Source organism: Pontivivens ytuae, from assembly GCF_015679265.1.
Lineage (GTDB): Bacteria > Pseudomonadota > Alphaproteobacteria > Rhodobacterales > Rhodobacteraceae > Pontivivens > Pontivivens ytuae.
Window position 1 is genome coordinate 1,781,568 of the sequence record NZ_CP064942.1, and the last position, 16,649, is coordinate 1,798,216.

General features: G+C 68.0%; 17 protein-coding genes. 8 read left to right on the forward strand and 9 right to left on the reverse strand.

Going from position 1 to position 16,649, the window contains the following annotated elements; genetic code table 11:
- Positions 1-8: 8 nt before the first annotated feature.
- Positions 9-305, reverse strand: coding sequence for a DUF1272 domain-containing protein (locus I0K15_RS08705; protein ID WP_196105045.1), 297 nt, complete (start codon positions 303-305; stop codon positions 9-11).
- Between the two features lie 91 nt (positions 306-396).
- Here I0K15_RS08705 and I0K15_RS08710 point away from each other — a divergent pair, with 91 nt between their 5' ends.
- Positions 397-1,353, forward strand: a complete 957-nt coding sequence (locus I0K15_RS08710) for a GlxA family transcriptional regulator (protein ID WP_196105046.1) — start codon at positions 397-399, stop codon at positions 1,351-1,353.
- A gap of 12 nt (positions 1,354-1,365) precedes the next feature.
- Here the strand turns inward: I0K15_RS08710 and I0K15_RS08715 are convergent, their stop codons facing one another.
- Positions 1,366-1,932, reverse strand: coding sequence for a TetR/AcrR family transcriptional regulator (locus tag I0K15_RS08715; RefSeq protein ID WP_196105047.1), 567 nt, complete (start codon positions 1,930-1,932; stop codon positions 1,366-1,368).
- Between the two features lie 71 nt (positions 1,933-2,003).
- On the opposite strand from I0K15_RS08715, the gene I0K15_RS08720 reads away from it, so the two are divergent.
- Positions 2,004-2,411: a RidA family protein gene (locus I0K15_RS08720; protein WP_196105048.1), complete on the forward strand. Its 408-nt coding sequence runs from the start codon at positions 2,004-2,006 to the stop codon at positions 2,409-2,411.
- A 21-nt stretch (positions 2,412-2,432) separates the two neighbouring features.
- On the forward strand, positions 2,433-2,960 hold the full coding sequence (locus I0K15_RS08725; RefSeq protein WP_196105049.1) for an MAPEG family protein: 528 nt from the start codon (positions 2,433-2,435) through the stop codon (positions 2,958-2,960).
- 22 nt (positions 2,961-2,982) lie between these two features.
- Here the strand turns inward: I0K15_RS08725 and I0K15_RS08730 are convergent, their stop codons facing one another.
- Positions 2,983-4,263 (reverse strand): lytic murein transglycosylase, encoded by a 1,281-nt coding sequence (locus I0K15_RS08730; RefSeq protein ID WP_230374358.1) that lies wholly within the window; start codon positions 4,261-4,263, stop codon positions 2,983-2,985.
- A 25-nt stretch (positions 4,264-4,288) separates the two neighbouring features.
- Positions 4,289-6,325, reverse strand: coding sequence for a transglycosylase domain-containing protein (locus tag I0K15_RS08735; RefSeq protein WP_196105050.1), 2,037 nt, complete (start codon positions 6,323-6,325; stop codon positions 4,289-4,291).
- Positions 6,326-6,611: 286 nt separating this feature from the next.
- On the opposite strand from I0K15_RS08735, the gene I0K15_RS08740 reads away from it, so the two are divergent.
- The 3 genes from I0K15_RS08740 (at position 6,612) to I0K15_RS08750 (ending at position 9,487) form a co-directional block, all read left to right on the forward strand.
- Positions 6,612-6,950, forward strand: a complete 339-nt coding sequence (locus I0K15_RS08740; RefSeq protein WP_196105051.1) for a P-II family nitrogen regulator — start codon at positions 6,612-6,614, stop codon at positions 6,948-6,950.
- A gap of 28 nt (positions 6,951-6,978) precedes the next feature.
- Positions 6,979-8,310: an ammonium transporter gene (locus I0K15_RS08745; protein WP_196105052.1), complete on the forward strand. Its 1,332-nt coding sequence runs from the start codon at positions 6,979-6,981 to the stop codon at positions 8,308-8,310.
- Between the two features lie 175 nt (positions 8,311-8,485).
- Positions 8,486-9,487: a serine hydrolase domain-containing protein gene (locus tag I0K15_RS08750; protein ID WP_196105053.1), complete on the forward strand. Its 1,002-nt coding sequence runs from the start codon at positions 8,486-8,488 to the stop codon at positions 9,485-9,487.
- Positions 9,488-9,752: 265 nt separating this feature from the next.
- On the opposite strand, the gene I0K15_RS08755 is transcribed toward I0K15_RS08750, so the two are convergent.
- The 5 genes from I0K15_RS08755 to I0K15_RS08775 all read right to left on the reverse strand — a co-directional run bounded on the left by I0K15_RS08755 (position 9,753) and on the right by I0K15_RS08775 (position 13,937).
- The gene (locus I0K15_RS08755; protein WP_196105054.1) at positions 9,753-10,529 is read right to left on the reverse strand and encodes a lysophospholipid acyltransferase family protein; all 777 of its coding nucleotides are present in this window, start codon (positions 10,527-10,529) and stop codon (positions 9,753-9,755) included.
- Positions 10,530-11,441 (reverse strand): bifunctional riboflavin kinase/FAD synthetase, encoded by a 912-nt coding sequence (locus I0K15_RS08760; protein ID WP_196105055.1) that lies wholly within the window; start codon positions 11,439-11,441, stop codon positions 10,530-10,532.
- Between the two features lie 33 nt (positions 11,442-11,474).
- Positions 11,475-11,927, reverse strand: a complete 453-nt coding sequence (locus I0K15_RS08765; protein WP_196105056.1) for a MaoC family dehydratase — start codon at positions 11,925-11,927, stop codon at positions 11,475-11,477.
- Positions 11,928-12,166: 239 nt separating this feature from the next.
- Positions 12,167-13,201, reverse strand: coding sequence for a serine hydrolase domain-containing protein (locus tag I0K15_RS08770; protein ID WP_196105057.1), 1,035 nt, complete (start codon positions 13,199-13,201; stop codon positions 12,167-12,169).
- 280 nt (positions 13,202-13,481) lie between these two features.
- A complete protein-coding gene (locus I0K15_RS08775) occupies positions 13,482-13,937 on the reverse strand; it encodes a GAF domain-containing protein (RefSeq protein WP_196105058.1) in 456 nt (151 codons plus the stop codon).
- A gap of 41 nt (positions 13,938-13,978) precedes the next feature.
- Between I0K15_RS08775 and nadC the strand changes: the two genes are divergently transcribed.
- Positions 13,979-14,842 carry a carboxylating nicotinate-nucleotide diphosphorylase gene (nadC, locus tag I0K15_RS08780; RefSeq protein WP_196105059.1) on the forward strand — a complete coding sequence of 288 codons (864 nt, stop codon included), beginning with the start codon at positions 13,979-13,981 and terminating at the stop codon, positions 14,840-14,842.
- 3 nt (positions 14,843-14,845) lie between these two features.
- On the forward strand, positions 14,846-16,435 hold the full coding sequence (gene pgi / locus I0K15_RS08785; protein ID WP_196105060.1) for a glucose-6-phosphate isomerase: 1,590 nt from the start codon (positions 14,846-14,848) through the stop codon (positions 16,433-16,435).
- Positions 16,436-16,649: the final 214 nt, after the last annotated feature.

A 16,649-nucleotide genomic window follows, 5' to 3' on the forward strand; every position in this document is an offset into this window, starting at 1 on the left:
GCGCTCGGCTAGCCCTCGAAAACGAGCGTTGCATTCGTGGGATCCGGTCTCGTGCAGGGCCCGGCGGCGTTCACGCGCTTCTTTGAGGCGGGGTGCTTCGCCAGGCCGCCGACAGGACCGGCCGGCGGGCGGATCGGGCGCGGCACCAGGTTGCCGAGGCAGTTCGGGCAATGCCCCTGCAGCACCCCTTCGGCACAGCGGCGGCAGAAGGTGCATTCGTAGCTGCAAATGAAGGCATCCGCCGCTTCCGGCGGCAGGTCGGCATCGCAGCATTCGCAGTTCGGGCGCAGGTCGAGAAGGGCCATGGGTCTCTCCATTCACTGCCACGAAGCATAGAGAGAGGTTGTTTGGCGGAAATGACAATCTGGCGTAGATTTCTGCCAAAGGAGATCTGCGATGATCGTTCGGTGCTTGGTATTCGACCGCGTCAACCTGCTGGACGTTGCAGGCCCGGCGCAGGTCTTCGCCGCGGCGGAGCAGTTGGGCGCGGACGTCGAGGTGACGTTCCAGACCTGCTCGGTCCGCGGCGGCACCGTGATGTCGGATGCGGCGGTTGCGCTGTCCTCGGAGCCGATCAGCGCGATGGAGGACGCACCCGATATCGTCCTCGTCCCCGGCGGCACCGAGATTTCGCAGCATCTCGACGATGCCGAGCTCATCGGCGCCATCCGTCGGGAGGCCGCACGCGCCGGCATCGTGGCGTCCGTCTGCACCGGCAGCGTGCTGCTCGCGCGGGCGGGGCTCCTCACGCGGCGGCGGGCGGCGACCCATTGGCGCTTCACCGACCTGTTGCGCGCGCAAGATGCGGAGGTGGAGGTGAACGACGACGCGATCTTCGTTCAGGACGGCCCGGTCTGGACCTCCGCCGGGGTGTCCTCGGGCATCGACATGTTGCTGGCCCTCGTCGCGCGGTTCTGGGGGCGGCCGCTGGCACTCGATATCGCGCGGGAGCTCGTGGTGCCGATGGTGCGCGCGGGCGGGCAGCGGCAGTACAGCACGCTTCTGCATCTGCAGGCGGCCGACCGCACCGGCAGTTTCGACGAACTCAACGCCTGGATCCACGAGAACGCAAGCGGCGATTGCCGGGTCGAGCGGCTGGCCGAGCGTTGCGGCATGTCCCCCCGCAGCTTCGCCCGCCACTACGCGGCGGCCATGGGCGAGACCCCGGCCCGGATGGTCGAGCGCATCCGCGTGGCGCAGGCCCGGCAGTTGCTGGAGACGACTGCCACCGATCTCAAGACCATCGCGGCGTCCTGCGGCTTTTCCAGCGCAAATCAGCTCCGCCTGTCGTTCGAGCGCATCCACGGCGTGACGCCCACCGCGCATCGCGCGGCGTTCGGGCTGTCACCGTAGGCGCGGTAGGCGTCAGAGTACGGATCTGACGACGGTGGAGATCTGGTCCACCGTGGGCTTCGGCCCCTGCCCGGTTGCGTACATCAGGCTGATCCCGTCGATCAGGCCCGCGCAGGTCTCGACCGCGCCCTCGGACTTCTGATCTGAGATCAGCTCGAGGAAGAAGATGAGCGGCCGGCGGGCGGCCGAGGTAAGGCGCGCGGCGACCTCCGCCATATCCTCCCGCCTTGCGGAGGCGAGGGTCAGCTCCACCCGCGCCAGAAAGAGATGCCGCGAGGTGTCGGTGAAGGACACCAGCTCCTCCGCGACGAAGCGGACCGCTGCGTCCATCCCTTCCTTCGCGACGAGGTCGGAGAACGCCACCTGCAGCTCGTCACAGTCCTTTTCGAGGATGCCGGCCAGATGCTCCGATGCGGCGAGGAGCAGCGGCAGTTTCTTGGAGAAGTAGTAGGAGGTGGAGCCCTGCGGCAGCCCGGCGCGCTGGTCCACCGCACGGTGCGTGACGCCGTCGAGCCCCTGCTCGGCGAGCAGCAGGATCGTCGCGTCGAGAATCTGTGTCTTGCGGTCTTGCGCCGTCATTCGTGAAACCTCTACACTTGTAGTGTCATGCTACACGTCGGTAGCGATCACACCAGTCGAATGGGCCAGAAATGACACATCCGTTGACCCGCCTGAACCCGCCAACCCTGCCGAATGCCGCAGAGCTGGGATATTCCCAGATCACGACGGTGGAGCCGGGGCGGCTCGCCTTCATCTCCGGCCAGGTGGCCCGGCGTCCGGACGGCCAGCCGACGCCGGACAGCCTGGTCGAGCAGACGAAGATCGTGGCGGCGAATGCCAGGGCGGCGCTGGATGCGGTCGGGGCCGCACCCACGGACGTCATCATGGCGCGCATCTACATGGTCGACCTGACGCCGGAGCGACAGGAGGAGATGATTCCCCACCTCCTCGCCGTCTTCGAGGGGGCGCAGCCGAGCGTGACCGGTATCGGCGTGGCTGCGCTCGCGGCTCCCGATCTTCAGATCGAGATGGAGCTCATCGTCCGCCTGCCGGACTGAGGGATCGGCATGGAGGCGGGGATGACGGAAGCCGCGCCGTTGCGGACGCAGCAGCTCTGGATCGGCGGGCAGATCGTGGCGTCGGTCCTCTGCCAAGTCGTCCTGTTCCTGTGGCTGTCGGGGCGCTTCCCCGGACCGGTCGAGACGGAGCTTGCCGCCCGTCTCGCCTTCGGCGTGCAATGGAGCCTCGTGCCGGTTCTGGTGCTGCTGGCCATGATCCTCGCGATCGCGGGGACCCGTCCCCTGTTCGCCGATGTGATCGACGGCAACGACCGGGCGGACCGGCTCGCGGTGCATATCCGGATCCAGCGCAACACGCTGGAGCAGGGGATGCTGCTGATCGTGGGCCTGCTGGTGTTCGCGACGCTGGCCCGGCCCGGGGAGCTCGGCGCGATCCCGGCGCTGGCGGTGATGTTCGTCGTCTTCCGCCTGTGCTTCTGGATCGGCTACGCGATCCGGCCGCATTTCCGCACTTTCGGCTTCGTCGGTACTTTCTATCCGAACATCGCTCTGCTGGGCACGTGTGCTTATCGCCTGTGGCTTGGCTAGCGGACGCGTTGCAGCCCGTCGCCTAGCCCTGCCGCACCAGCGCCAGCAGGCGGTCCGTCGCGGTGCCGTCCGGGGTCAGGCCGCGGTCGACCTGGAACTGGCGGATGGCACGCTCGGTGTTGGGGCCGATGCGGCCGTCCGCGCCCTGCGTGTCGTAGCCCATTGCCGTCAGCCGCTCCTGCAGCTCGCGGCTGTCGCTGCGGCTGAGCGGCAGGCGGTCGCGAGGCCAGGTAGCGCGCACGCCAGTCCGCCCCTCGATCCGGTCGCCGAGCAGGCCGATGGCAAGCGCGTAGGAGGTGGAGTTGTTGTAGGTCTTGATGACCTCGAAGTTCTCGTAGGTAAGGAAGGCCGGGCCCCCGGCGCCCACCGGCGCCAGCAGCCGCGCGGGGCCGTGGTCCGGCAACTGCCCACCGTCGAAGGTCGTCACCCCGGCCTGGGTCCAGAACGAGGCCGGATGGGTCTGGGACCGGTCCGACAGCAGCCAGTCGAAGCTGTCGGGCAGGCGCACCTCGATCCCCCAGGGCTGGCCCGGCGTCCAGCCGTTCTCCGCCAGGTAATGGGCGGTGGAGGCGAGCGCGTCGGTCGGATCCTCCGACCAGATGTTGCGTTGCCCGTCGCCGTCGAAATCCTGCGCGAAGCGGTGATAGCTCGTCGGCATGAACTGCGTGTGGCCCATAGCTCCGGCCCAGGAGCCGACGAGGCTGCCGGCACGCACGTCGCCGTCCTGCACGATGCGCATGGCACCGATCAGCTCCCGCTCCGCCCAGTCACGGCGGCGACCGTCATGGGCGAGGGTCGCGAGGGATTGTGCAACCGGGAAGTCGCCGCGGACGGAGCCGTAGGCCGTCTCCAGCCCCCAGACCGCCGTCACGATCTGCGCGTCGGTGCCATAGCGCTCCTCGATCGCCGTCAGGGTGGGGCGGAGGCGGGAATAGGCGCTGCGCCCGTTGGCGACGCGGGTCTCGGACACGGCGCTGTCGAGATACTGCCAGACGGGCCGAACGAATTCGGGCTGCGCACCGTCAAGCTCCCGCACGCGGGAGGAGGGCGTCACACCGGTCATGACGCTGTCGAAGATCTCGGGCCGGATCCCCTCGCCCAGCGCGCGGGTGCGGAACCCCGCCTGCCATTCGGAGAAGGCGAGCGCGCGGGCCTGACGGTCAGCATGGGGTTCGCGCGGTTGCGGCGGAGCGGAGGTGGCCACCGCCCCCTCCTGCGCCCGCGCCTCGTCACCCATCGAACCGCATCCCGCAAGCGCTGCCGCCAGTACGGCGACCGCCCATCCGAAGCCCTGTGATCTCACGCGCCATTCCTCCTACGCCATTCACTCAGTTGCCCAACAGGCCGCGCAGCACGCCCTCGACGACGTTGCGGATCGCGTCCTCGGTCCGTTGCTCCACCCGCTCACGCCGGATGACGACGCGGCCGTTGTTGCCGGAATTCGCCGTCGCGACCTGAGGCGGGGTCTGCGGCGCGATGGGCACGAGGGCCGGGAGCGGGGTAACGCCCTGCCCCTGATGTACGCCGCGCATCACGCGCTTCCAGATCTCCGCCGGAAGTCCGCCGCCGGTCACGCCGGTGAGCGGAGTGTTGTCATCGTAACCCATCCAGACGCCGGTGACATAGTCGCCGGAAAAGCCGATGAACCAGGCATCGCGGGCGGCCTGCGTCGTCCCGGTCTTGCCCGCGACGGGGCGATCCTCGAGCGCGGCGCGGCGGCCGGTACCATAGGGCGAGGCGGTCACCTGCCCCATCATCCACGTCATGTAGCCCGCTGTGCGTTCGGAGACGGCGCGCACCGGCTCCGGCGTTTCGCGGTTGAGAAGCAGTTCGCCGCCGTCGCGCAACCGCACCTCCAACAGGCCGAAGGGCTCGGCGCGCAGACCGCGGTTGAGGAAGGCCGCGTAGGCGCCCGTGAGGTCGAGCAGCGTGGTCTCGCTGACGCCCAGTGCGAGCGACGGGGTGTCCTGCAGCGCGCTGTCGAGGCCGAGGGCGCGGGCAGTGGCGATCACGCGGCCACGGCCCGTTTCCTCACTCACCTGCACGGCGGTGGTGTTGATGGAACGGGCGAAGGCCTCGTGCATCGAGACCGGGCCGATATGGGTGCGCGTGTAGTTCTGCGGGGTCCACGGGCCGGAGCCGGGGATGTTCAGCGTGATCGGCCGATCAACGAGATAGTCGGTCGGGTTCATGCCCCCCTCCAGCCCCGCCGCATAGACGAAGGGTTTGAAGGCGGAGCCGGGCTGGCGCAGCGCCTGCGTCGCACGGTTGAACGTCCCTGCCCCGCCGATCGCGCGGCCGCCGACCATGGCGCGCACCGCACCGTCGCGGCTGAGTACGACAACGGCGGCCTGCGCCTGCGAGCCCTCGCGCACCAGCTCCTCGAACACGCCGGTCAGGCCCTGTTCGGCCGCCCGTTGCAACGCCGGGTCGTAGGTGGTGGCGATGCGGATGTCCTCGCTCGTCTCCGAGGTCAGGAACTCCGGCCCGTCCTCCATGATCCAGTCGGCGAAGTAGCCACCCGAGCGGCGCTGCGCCTCTGCCGACAGCACGGCCGGGCTGGTGCGGGCGTCGACGTATTCGGTGTCGGAGATGTAGCCCTGCTCATGCATCAGCCGCAGGATCACGCGGGAGCGGTTCTGCGCGCGGGACAAATCCCGGGTCGGCGCGAAGCGGCTGGGCGCGGTCAGGAGCCCGGCCAGCATCGCCGATTGCGGGATGTCGACCTCCCGCGCGCTGATGGCGAAATAGCGCTGCGCGGCAGCCTCGAACCCGTTGGCGGACGCGCCCAGATAGGCACGGTTCATGTAGATCGAGAGGATCTCTTCCTTGGTGTAGGCGAGCTCCATGGCGAAGGCGTAAGGCACTTCCTTGAGCTTGCGCATCCAGGTGCTCTCATCCTGCAGGAAGACAAGCTTCGCGACCTGCTGCGTGATGGTGGAGCCGCCATGGCCCGACAGTGCCGAGCGCCCCTCACGCAGGTTAATGCGGATGGCGCCTGCGATACCGCGGGGGCTGATGCCGTAGTGATTCCAGAACCGCTTGTCCTCGGTGGCGACGACGGCGTTGCGCAGATGCAGGCTCATGTCTGCGGCGGAGACCACGCCGCCCTGCTCGCCCCGCCAGGCGAAGACGTCGCCGTTGCGATCGAGCATCGTGACCGAGCCGCGCTCGCGCCCGTCCAACAGCTCGTCCGCCTCGGGCAGTTGCATGAGGTAGAACACGGTCGCTGCACCTACGACCGCAACCGTCACTCCACCGACCCTGATGCCCAGCCACAGCGTCGCCCGCGCCAGCCACCGCGCCATGCGGGCGGGGAAACGGCGGCGGGGGGCGCGGCGTGTACGCTTCCGCTTGTCACTCATCTGCTCGAAACCTCTTGCGGGTCTTGTCGGTTCCCAATCTACGGTCTCCGGCGGCCAATGCGAAGGGCCGCGACGCGCTCGTGATGTGAAGACTCACTTTGCGCAAAATTTGATCGGCAGGTTATCGCTGGCGCTTTTTTGTGCAGAACGGCGGTCGGGGTCTGCGGTGCTTCGAAAAATGCGTTCAACTCTCCTTGCGAAACAGGGCCATAGGCATCTGCCTCGGATGTTGGCACGAAAATTGCATATCCAGCCCAGATAACCACACGCGAAACGAGGGACCCGAATGAAACTCATCATCGCCGTCATCAAGCCCTTCAAGCTGGAGGAGGTGCGCGAGGCGCTCACCACCGTCGGCGTGCAGGGTCTCATGGTCTCGGAGGTCAAGGGATACGGCCGGCAGGCCGGCCACACGGAGATCTATCGCGGCGCCGAGTACGTCGTGAACTTCGTGCCGAAGGTGAAGCTGGAGATGGTCGTGGACGACGCCGTCGTCGAGAAGGCGGTCGAGACGCTCTCGACCACGGCCAAGACCGGCAAGATCGGCGACGGGAAGATCTTCGTGGTCGATGTCGAGCAGGCGGTGCGGGTGCGCACCGGTGAAACCGGCGTCGACGCGCTCTAACGAAAACGAAATCAGGGATAGTCTGACAATGAACAAGCTTCTCAAAGTGACGGGTGCTGGCGCGCTGACGCTGCTCGCCGCCATGCCCGCCTTGGCCCAGGATGCCGCCGCGGCCCCCGACGCTGCGGCCGATCCGAGCCCGTATATCTTCACCACGCTGCTCTTCCTGATGGGTGGCTTCCTCGTGTTCTGGATGGCCGCGGGCTTCGCAATGCTGGAGGCGGGCCTCGTCCGCTCCAAGAACGTGACGATGCAGCTCACCAAGAACATCTCGCTCTTCGGTATCGCCGCGATCATGTACTGGTTGGTTGGCTTCAACCTGATGTATCCCGGCGATGGCTGGTGGATCGCAGGCTGGATGGGTCCGTTCTTCTCCATCACCTCGTTGGAGCCGGTGGGCCTCGCCGCCGCTGATGCATCGCTCGACTATGCCTCCGTCGGGTCGGACTTCTTCTTCCAGCTGATGTTCTGCGCAACCACCGCGTCGATCGTGTCGGGCACCCTGGCCGAGCGCATCAAGCTGTGGCCGTTCCTGATCTTCGTCGTCGTGCTCACGGGCTTCATCTACCCGATCGAGGCGTCCTGGCAGTGGGGCGGTGGCTGGCTGTCCGAGTTCGGCTTCTCCGACTTCGCAGGCTCCACGCTGGTGCACGCGGCAGGCGGCTTCGCGGCATTGGCCGGTGCCATCGTGCTCGGCCCGCGGATCGGCAAGTACGGCGCGGACGGCAAGGTGAACCCGATCCTCGGCTCCAACATGCCGCTCGCCACGCTGGGTACGTTCATCCTGTGGCTCGGCTGGTTCGGCTTCAACGGCGGCTCGCAGCTTGCCATGGGCACCGTGGGTGACGTGACCGACGTGTCCCGCATCTTCGCCAACACCAACATGGCTGCAGCCGCCGGCGCAGTTGCCGCGCTGATCCTGACGCAGGTCGTCTACGGCAAGGTGGACCTCACCATGGTGCTGAACGGCGCGCTGGCGGGCCTCGTGTCCATCACGGCCGAGCCGCTGGCCCCGTCGCTCTTCGGCGCGCTGCTGACCGGTGCCGTGGGCGGCGTGATCGTGGTCTTCACCGTTCCGATGCTCGACAAGTTCAAGATCGACGACGTCGTCGGCGCGATCCCGGTCCACCTGATTGCAGGTGTCTGGGGCACGCTGGCCGTCGCCTTCTACACCGGTGGCTGGGTGCCGCAGATCGTGGGCATCGTCTCGATCGGCGCCTTCGTCTTCATCGTGAGCCTCGTCGTCTGGCTCATCCTGAAGGCCACCATGGGCATCCGGGTCGGCGAGGAGGAGGAGGTCAACGGCCTCGACTCCACCGAGCTCGGCATGGAGGCCTATCCCGAGTTCGCCAAGGGTTGATCCCTCGGCAGGGTTCCGGCGGCATCCTCCCGCCGCCGGAGCCGGATTTCCCCGGAGTGGGCCAGAAGTCGGCTCATTCAACTGCACCCGGAGCTTCGGCTCCGGGTCTTTTTACTTGGGAGGAGGCGTCGGCCTGCCTATGTGGCGGTGTGGCCGGCCGGAGGGGGAGTACCGCATGACCAGAATGACACGCCGCACATTGCTCGCGACCGGAGCCGCGGGCCTCGCACTGCGCCCGGTGGTGGCGCAGGAGAGCACGCGCTTCGCCGCCGCCCTCGACCGGGCGCAGGAGCTCGACCAGCTTCGCTGCCTCGTGATCGCGCAGGGCGGGGAGATCGTGCGGGCCGAGGCATTTCGCGGGCCCGGGCCGGATCGGCCGGTGAACGTGAAGTCGGTGTCGAAGACTATCGTCTCGTCCGTGCTCGGCGCGGCCGTGGACCGCGAGATCGTGGAGGTGGACACCACGCTGGGCGAGGTGATGCCCCGCCTGATCCCGGCGGCCGCCGACCCCGGCGTGCCGGACATCACGCTTGCCGACCTCGTGACCCTGCGCGGCGGGCTCGAGCGGACCTCCGGCTCCGGCTATGGGCCGTGGGTGGCGAGCAGCAACTGGATTTCCTACGCACTAAGCCGTCCGATGGTGGCCGAGCCCGGCGCGCGGTTCCTCTACTCGACCGGCAGCACGCACCTTTTGGGCGTCGCGCTGGCGGAGGCGGCGGACCAGAGCCTTCTTGCGCTCGCCCGCGACTGGATCGGCGCGCCACTGGGCGTTGAGATCCCGGCGTGGACGCGCGATCCGCAAGGCTACTACCTCGGCGGGAACGAGATGGCGGTGGCACCGCTCGACCTGGTGCGCTTCGGCGAGATGTATCGGCAGGGTGGCGCGCTCGACGGCACGCGCGTGCTGAGCGCGGAGTGGGTCGAGGCCTCGTGGACGCCGCGCACCCGCTCCCCGTTCTCCCGGCACAACTACGGCTACGGCTGGTTCCTCGCCGAGACCAGCGGCTTCCGCGTGAACTACGCCCGCGGCTATGGCGGGCAGATGGTCTACGTGGTGCCGGAGCTGGAGCTGACGGTGGTGATCACGTCCGATCCCACGCGGCCCGCACGCTCGGCGGGCTATGGCGGGACGTTGAACCGGCTGCTGGCGGAGCTGATCGTGCCGGAGGTGGCGTGATCCTTTGCATGGAGGGCAGCGCCCGACCCTGGGTGGGCGCTGCGAGACACCGAAGCAGATTGGGACGCTGCAATTCGGCCTAACCCAGCCGATCATTGAGCCGTTGCAAAAGCGCCCTCCCGTGGGGAGGGTCGGGCGCTGTCCGGCGGTGCCGCCGGGCAGGAGGGTGCTTCGATTTGATACCGCCCCGGACTTGATCCGGGGCCTTTCGCCACTGGGCGACCACGCGCAAAGCGGTCCCGGATCGGGTCCGGGACGGTTGTGCTTATGGCTCTTGCCCTACCCCTTCGCGGTACCGCCGCTCGGCCTGTTCCAGCATCTCACCCATCGCGTGCTCGCGGATCAGCTCCATGGTCCGCGTCTCGATCGCCTCTTCCAGTCGCGCCATGAATGTCGGCTGGTCGAGGCCGGGCGGGATCGGCGGCAGAATCTCGTAGGCGCCGGTCTGGCCCGGGTTCTTGCGCCAGTCGCGCCGCGGCCAGATCGTGCCGAGGCTCATGGCCACCGGATAGGCTTCACAGCCCAGCGCGTTGTAGATGTGCCAGGCGCCGTTGCGGTAGCGCTCCTTCGCGCCGAGGTTCATCAGGATGCCCTCGGGGTAGATCAGCATCGGCCGGCCCGCTTCGGCCGCCGCCAGCGCGCCCTCGATCGTCGCCTTCGTGCGCTGGTCGCGCTGCCCCTCCATCCGCACCAGCACGAGGTCCAGCGCGGCGAGGATGCGGCCGAAGAACGGATAGCGCTCCAGCTCCTTCATCGCGACGGCGGTGAACTCCGGGAAGAGGCGCAGGGCCACGACCACATCGAGCTCCGACTGGTGCTTCGAGACGATCAGCTTCGGGCCCTCGGGCGGCAGATGCTCGAGCCCGCGGATCTCGACCCGTCCGCGCAGGATCACCCGGACGCCCCAGAGCGCCGCACGGCTCCACACCGCCACCAGCCGCCGGACGATCCCGGTGCGCGTCGCGAAGGTGCTGAGCCAGGCGATGACCGCCAGAACGGCCATCATCCCGTAGAACCAGATGTTGAAGGCGAGCGAGCGCATTCAGAGCGTGGCGAGGATGCGCCGCGTCTCCTCCACGTCCTTGTGCATCTGGACGATCAGCGCCTCCATCCCCTCGTACTTCAGCTCCGGCCGCTGGAAGTCCATCAGCGCGACCGACATCTCCGCCCCGTAGAGGTCGCCGGAGAAGTCGAGGAGCATGACCTCCAGATTGGGCGGATGGTCCCCGAAGGTGGGGCGGGAGCCGAGGGAGGCGACGGCGTCATAGGTGCCCCTGTGTGGTCCGGTCCGCACGTCGGCGCGGCAGGCATAGATGCCGAACGCTGGCAGGTGCAGCCCGGCCATGGAGATGTTGGCGGTGGGAAAGCCCATCTCCCGCCCGCGCTTGAAGCCGTGCTCCACCACGCCCTCGATCCGGTGCCAGTGGCCGAGCATCTCAGCAGCATCGCGAGGCCGTCCTTCGGACAGCGCAGTGCGGATCGCGGTGGAAGAGACGGCGCGCTCGTCGCGGGTTAGGAGCGGCGCTACGGTGAGCTCGAAGGGGCCGCCGGCGAGCGTCTCCACATCCCCCGCGCGGCCCTTGCCGAACTTGAAATCGGCACCGACGACGAGATGCGCGATGCCGAGGCCGTCGCTCAGCACGTCCGCGATGAACTGTTTCGGCGTGAGGCTCGCGAGCTGCCTATCGAATGGGATCTCGTAGAGGTGATCGACGCCCAGCTTCTCCAACCGGCTGGCGCGGGCGGTGGCGTTCATCAGGCGAAAGGGCGGTGCGTCGGGGGCGAAGACCTCGCGCGGATGCGGCTCGAAGGTGACGACGCCCAGCGGCATGTTGGCCCGCCGGGCGAGGTTGATGACCGACTGGTGGCCCCGGTGCAACCCGTCGAAATTGCCCATGGCAACCGAGGCACCGCGCGCGTCGGCGGGAACGCTGAGAGAGCGATGGACCTGCATGGACCTCCCCGGCGGGGCCGGGGCCGGCCCTCGTCAGTCGAACTTGGCGGAGGGCGCGAGCACCAGTGCCTCGCCCTTCAGAACGACCGTATCGCCCACGCACGCCTTGCAATCAAGCGTGACCCGGCGCTTGGCATAGTCGATGGAGGCGACCGTCACCGTCGCCTCGACATGATCGCCGGGGCGGACAGGCGCCAGGAACTTGAGGCTCTGGCCCAGATAGACGGTGCCGTGGCCCGGCAACTGCTCACCGATGACGGCGGAGATCAGGCCCGCGGTGAGCATGCCATGGGCGATGCGGCCGCCGAAGATCGTGTCCTGTGCATAGTCCTCGTCGAGGTGGACCGGGTTGTGGTCGGTGGAGAGCTCGGCGAAGGCTTCGATCTCCTCCATCCCGATGGTCTTGCCGACCGAACGGGACATGCCGACCTCTAGTTCCTCGATGACGATGGTGCCCTTGGGCAGGTTGTGACCGGTGTCGAGCATGGCGCGTGCTCCTTTGCTGCACATGCGAAATGGTATAGGGCTGGAATTTCGTTGCGCAAGAAAAATTCTTGAGAGGCGCCCGCGGTGAAACTCTTTTGCGACACACCAAAGTATTAACGCCGGATGGGGCGGTATGACATGCGTATGGTTTGCGTATGACATCCGTGCACCGGTGTGGTGCCGGGGCGCGAAAGGTTGACGCTGTGCGTCGAGCTGCTGCCCGGCCAAGCGGGGGCCGCTCACTGCGCCGGGGGTAGGAGCAGCACCTCGATCAGGGCCTGACCGTTCGCGCCGTTGGTCAGGATCACGATGCCGTCGCCCGTCTCCCGCATGTAGCCGGCGAAGGCGCGGTACTCATCGTTGTTCCCGCCATGTCCGACGAGGGTCAGTCCACCGAGATCCCCGATCATCCAGCCGAGCCCCCAGGAGGTCGGAAACGGCGCCTCGCCGGATGCGGGGGACTGGGGGGTGAGCATGTCGGTCTGGGTGGCGGGGGTCAGACCCTCGCCGCGACAGACATGGGACAGGAACCGGGCATAGTCGCCCGCGGTGGTGACCAGCGAGCTGGCTGCCATGCCGCGGGTCTTAAGATTGGTGAGCCCCCGGCCCTCGTCCTGCGCGTCGCGGTAACCGCGGGACGGCGTCACCGTCTCGGGCAGCGGCAGCGCGAAGGTGGAGTTGGGCATGACCGTCCCGAGCCGGTCGCGGAAGAGCTGCTGCAGCGTCCGGCCGGTCTGATGCTCGACAAAGGCTTGGAGGAGCTGGAACCCCTCGCCGGAATAGGTGAAGGCCACGCCTGGCTCCGCCTCGAACGGGATCGGCGCGGTGCCCGCGTGGAAATCGGTCCCTTCGTCCACCCAGTTCGGCAGGCCGGTGCGATGGGTGAGGATCATACGCGGGGTGATCCGGGCGTAGGCGTCCGTATCCGGGATCCGCGGGTAGTAGAAGGTTGCGGCCAGCGGCGCATCGAGGTCGATGATGCCCTCGTCGGCCAGCTTCAGCACGAGATAGGCGAAGACGGGTTTGGAGAGGGAAGCGGCTTCGAAGGCCGTGTCGGGGCGTACCGGTGTGCTGGTGCTCAGGTCCGCAGTGCCGGCGACGACCACCTCGTCCATGGCGCAGGACGCGAGGCTCGCCATCGCGACGCCGGGCACGTCGAAGGCGGTGAGGGCGGCGTCAAGTGCTGCCGCGTCCGGCAGTTGCGCTTCGGATTGGGCGCCGAGGGTGGTGGGGAGGAGAAGGGCGAGGGCTCCGGCGAGGAGAGATCGGGTCATGGCGGTTCTCCGTCATCGGGCACGTCGGGAGATGTAGGGCGCGAGCGGGGAGGCGGGAACGGTTGGATACGACGCCACACCGCCCCGGACTGGATCCGGGGCCTTTGGGAACCCGGCGCGCCGTTGCGGAGCGGTCCCGGCTCTGCGGCCGGGACGGTTGGGGTTGTTATAATCTGGGCCCGATCCGGGCACCTTCCCGTGTCGGGAGATCCTCGGGTCGGGCCCGAGGATGACCGCGGTACGTGGAGCAGGCGGTCCCGGCGCTGCGGCCGGGATGGTCTCAATTGAGGCGACCGAAAACGTCGGCGACGATGCGCTCCAGCGCTTCCTGATCGTCGGTGTCGAAGGCGTCCGGCGTGTCGCTGTCGACGTCGAGCACGGCGATCAGGCCGGATTTGGAGAAGACCGGCACCACGATCTCCGACCGGGTGGAGCTGGCGCAGGCGATGTGGCCGGGGAAGGCGTCGACGTCGGGCACGAGCTGGGTCCGCTCCTCCCGCGCCGCGGCCCCGCAGACGCCGCGGGCGAAGGGGATGACGAGGCACCCGTGGCCGCCCTGGTAGGGTCCGATCTTCAGAAGCTCGGGCCCGACGACCCTGTAAAACCCTGTCCAGTCGAAGTGATCGAAGGCGTGGTGCAGCTCTCCGGCGACGGTCGCCATCAGGGCGACGGCGTCATCCTCCCCTTCACACAAGGACAGGATTGCGGCATGAACATCGCTGTATCGGGGGTGCATCCGGCGTCTCCTTTTCCCGCCACGAAGCACGAGGTCCACCGATGCGCAAGCCCTACATCCCCGTCCTGCCGCCGCCCCTGGTGAGCCACGCCGTGGAGGCCGCACTGCTGGAGGATATGGGCCAGGCGGGCGACCTGACCTCGCTCGCCACCATCGCGCCGCACATGCACGCACGGGCCGTCATCAATGCGCGGGAGGCCGGCACGATCGCGGGCCAGACGCTCGCCCGCGCGGCCTTCGCGGCGATGGATGCGGGCTGCACCTACGAGGCGCTGGTCGAGGACGGCGCCAAGGTGAAGGCGGGTCAGGACCTCGCCGTGATCGAGGGGCCGGCGCGCGCGGTGATGAGCGCGGAGCGGGTGGCGCTGAACTACCTGATGCACCTCTCCGGCATCGCGACGCACACCGCCCGCTTCGTGGCGGAGGTCGAAGGGACCGACGCGCGGATCACCTGCACGCGCAAGACGACGCCGGGCCTGCGGGCGTTCGAGAAGTATGCGGTGCGCTGCGGCGGCGGAGCCTCGCACCGGTACGGGCTCGACGATGCGGTGCTCATCAAGGACAACCATATCGCGGTCTGCGGCGGCGTGCGCGAGGCGCTGGAGCACGCTTACGCCTATGTGGGGCATCTCGTCGGCGTGGAGATCGAGGTCGACAATCTCGACCAGTTCTCCGAAGCGCTGGGCGCGGGAGCCCGCATCGTGCTGCTCGACAACATGAGCCTCGACGACCTGCGCAAGGCCGTCGCGATGAACACCGGCGCAGTGCTGGAGGCATCGGGCGGCGTCGACATCGACACCGCGCGGGCGATCGCGGAGACGGGCGTCAACTACATCTCCACCTCGAAGATCACGATGTCGGCGGGTACGCTGGACATCGGTCTCGACATCGACATCACGGAGTGAGCCATGGGCTGGGACAAGCTGCAGGCCGAAACGGGCCGGTTGATCGCGGAGCTCTACGACGACCACCGCTTCGCCGGATTCTCGGCGGTGTGGGAGGACATGCTCTACGACTTCTCCCGCACGCAGATGACGGAGGCGGCGCGCGATGCGCTGTTCGCCCGGCTGGAGACGGCGGATTTCGCGGCCAAGCGCGACGCGATGTTCGACGGGGCGAAGATCAACGTGACCGAGGATCGCCGGGTGCTCCACACCGCGCTGCGGCTGCCGGAGGGGGCGCAGCTTGCCGTCGATGGCGAGGATATCGCGGGCCAGGTGCTGGCGAGCCGTCGCGCGTGCTTCGCCTTTGCCGAGGAGGTCCGTTCAGGCGCGTATGTGGCGGAGGCAGGTGCGTTCACCGATGTGGTGAACATCGGGATCGGAGGCTCGGATCTGGGCCCCGTGCTGGTGGCTGAGGCGCTGGGGCACCTCGCCGACGGGCCGCGGATGCATTTCGTGTCGAACGTGGATGGGGCGGCGCTGGTCCGGGTGTTTGCCCAATGTGACCTTACGCGGACGCTCTTCATCATTGCCTCCAAGTCGTTCTCGACCATCGAGACGATGGAGACGGCGAAGGTCGCGCTCGCCCGGATGAAGGAGGAGGTCGCAGAGCCCGCGCGCCACTTCGCGGCACTCACCACCAAGCCGGAGAAGGCGGCGGAGCAGTTCGGCATCCCGCCCGAGCGCTGCTTCGGCTTTGCCGACTGGGTGGGCGGCCGCTTCTCCGTCTGGTCGCCGATCGGCCTGCCGCTGATGATCGGACTGGGGCCGGAGCGGTTCGGGGAGTTCCTCGCCGGAGCCCACGACGCGGACACGCATTTTCGCGAGGCGCCGATGGCGGAGAACCTGCCGGTCCTGATGGCTTGCGTCGGCGTCTGGCACCGCAACGCCTGCGGCTATCCGAGCCGCGTGGTGGTGCCCTATGATCAGCGGCTGTCGACGCTGCCGCAATACCTCCAACAGCTCGATATGGAGAGCAACGGCAAGCGCGTGACGCTGGCGGGCGACGATGTGGCGACGGCGACCTCGCCGGTGGTCTGGGGCTCCGCCGGGACCAACGCGCAGCACGCCTATTTCCAGATGCTCCACCAGACCACGACGCCGCAGCCGGTGGAGTTCATGGTGGCGGCGGAGCCCGTAGCCGAGGGGCTCGATCACCTGCAGGACATCCTGATCTCCAACTGCCTGGCACAATCGCAGGCCCTCGCCTTCGGCCGGTCCGAGGCGGAGGCGAAGCGGCTGATGCTCGAGGAGGGGATGGACGAGGCGAAGGCGGCGGAGCTTGCGCCCCACCGGACCTTCCCGGGGAACCGGCCCTCGACGCTTCTGATGTATCGGGAGCTGACGCCCCGCACGATGGGCCGGATCATTGCGCTGGCGGAGGCACGGTGTTTCACCGAGGGCGTGTTCTGGGGCGTGAACAGCTTCGACCAGTGGGGCGTGGAGCTCGGCAAGGTGCTGGCTTCGGGCATGTTGCCGCATGTGCAAGGCCAGTTCTCCGACGAGATGGTGCATGAGGCGCTGTCGGGGCCGCTGGCGCATCTGCACGGGTTGTGAGGTCCGGGCGTTGTGGTCGGGCCTGATCCGGCTGTCTGTCTGATCGGGGAGATCCTCGGGTCGAGCCCGAGGATGACGTCTGTTTCTCAGGCTTGAGCGGAGAAACGAGGGCAGCGCCCGGCCCTGGGTTGGCGCCTTGCATCGGCTCCGTTATGCACTGCCTTCGAAAAGAAGCTGACGGCTCCACTGCTTGAGCCGTCGGAAAAGCGCCCTC

Bases quoted from the DNA above. Each gene is read 5' to 3' on its own strand.
- nadC (WP_196105059.1), top strand. From the start codon at position 13,979: ATGCGCAAGCCCTACATCCCCGTCCTGCCGCCGCCCCTGGTGAGCCAC.
- I0K15_RS08775 (WP_196105058.1), bottom strand. From the start codon at position 13,937: ATGCACCCCCGATACAGCGATGTTCATGCCGCAATCCTGTCCTTGTGT.
- I0K15_RS08750 (WP_196105053.1), top strand. From the start codon at position 8,486: ATGACCAGAATGACACGCCGCACATTGCTCGCGACCGGAGCCGCGGGC.
- I0K15_RS08715 (WP_196105047.1), bottom strand. From the start codon at position 1,932: ATGACGGCGCAAGACCGCAAGACACAGATTCTCGACGCGACGATCCTG.
- I0K15_RS08770 (WP_196105057.1), bottom strand. From the start codon at position 13,201: ATGACCCGATCTCTCCTCGCCGGAGCCCTCGCCCTTCTCCTCCCCACC.
- I0K15_RS08710 (WP_196105046.1), top strand. From the start codon at position 397: ATGATCGTTCGGTGCTTGGTATTCGACCGCGTCAACCTGCTGGACGTT.
- pgi (WP_196105060.1), top strand. From the start codon at position 14,846: ATGGGCTGGGACAAGCTGCAGGCCGAAACGGGCCGGTTGATCGCGGAG.
- I0K15_RS08725 (WP_196105049.1), top strand. From the start codon at position 2,433: ATGACGGAAGCCGCGCCGTTGCGGACGCAGCAGCTCTGGATCGGCGGG.
- I0K15_RS08720 (WP_196105048.1), top strand. From the start codon at position 2,004: ATGACACATCCGTTGACCCGCCTGAACCCGCCAACCCTGCCGAATGCC.
- I0K15_RS08745 (WP_196105052.1), top strand. From the start codon at position 6,979: ATGAACAAGCTTCTCAAAGTGACGGGTGCTGGCGCGCTGACGCTGCTC.
- I0K15_RS08755 (WP_196105054.1), bottom strand. From the start codon at position 10,529: ATGCGCTCGCTCGCCTTCAACATCTGGTTCTACGGGATGATGGCCGTT.
- I0K15_RS08760 (WP_196105055.1), bottom strand. From the start codon at position 11,441: ATGCAGGTCCATCGCTCTCTCAGCGTTCCCGCCGACGCGCGCGGTGCC.
- I0K15_RS08765 (WP_196105056.1), bottom strand. From the start codon at position 11,927: ATGCTCGACACCGGTCACAACCTGCCCAAGGGCACCATCGTCATCGAG.
- I0K15_RS08705 (WP_196105045.1), bottom strand. From the start codon at position 305: ATGGCCCTTCTCGACCTGCGCCCGAACTGCGAATGCTGCGATGCCGAC.
- I0K15_RS08735 (WP_196105050.1), bottom strand. From the start codon at position 6,325: ATGAGTGACAAGCGGAAGCGTACACGCCGCGCCCCCCGCCGCCGTTTC.
- I0K15_RS08740 (WP_196105051.1), top strand. From the start codon at position 6,612: ATGAAACTCATCATCGCCGTCATCAAGCCCTTCAAGCTGGAGGAGGTG.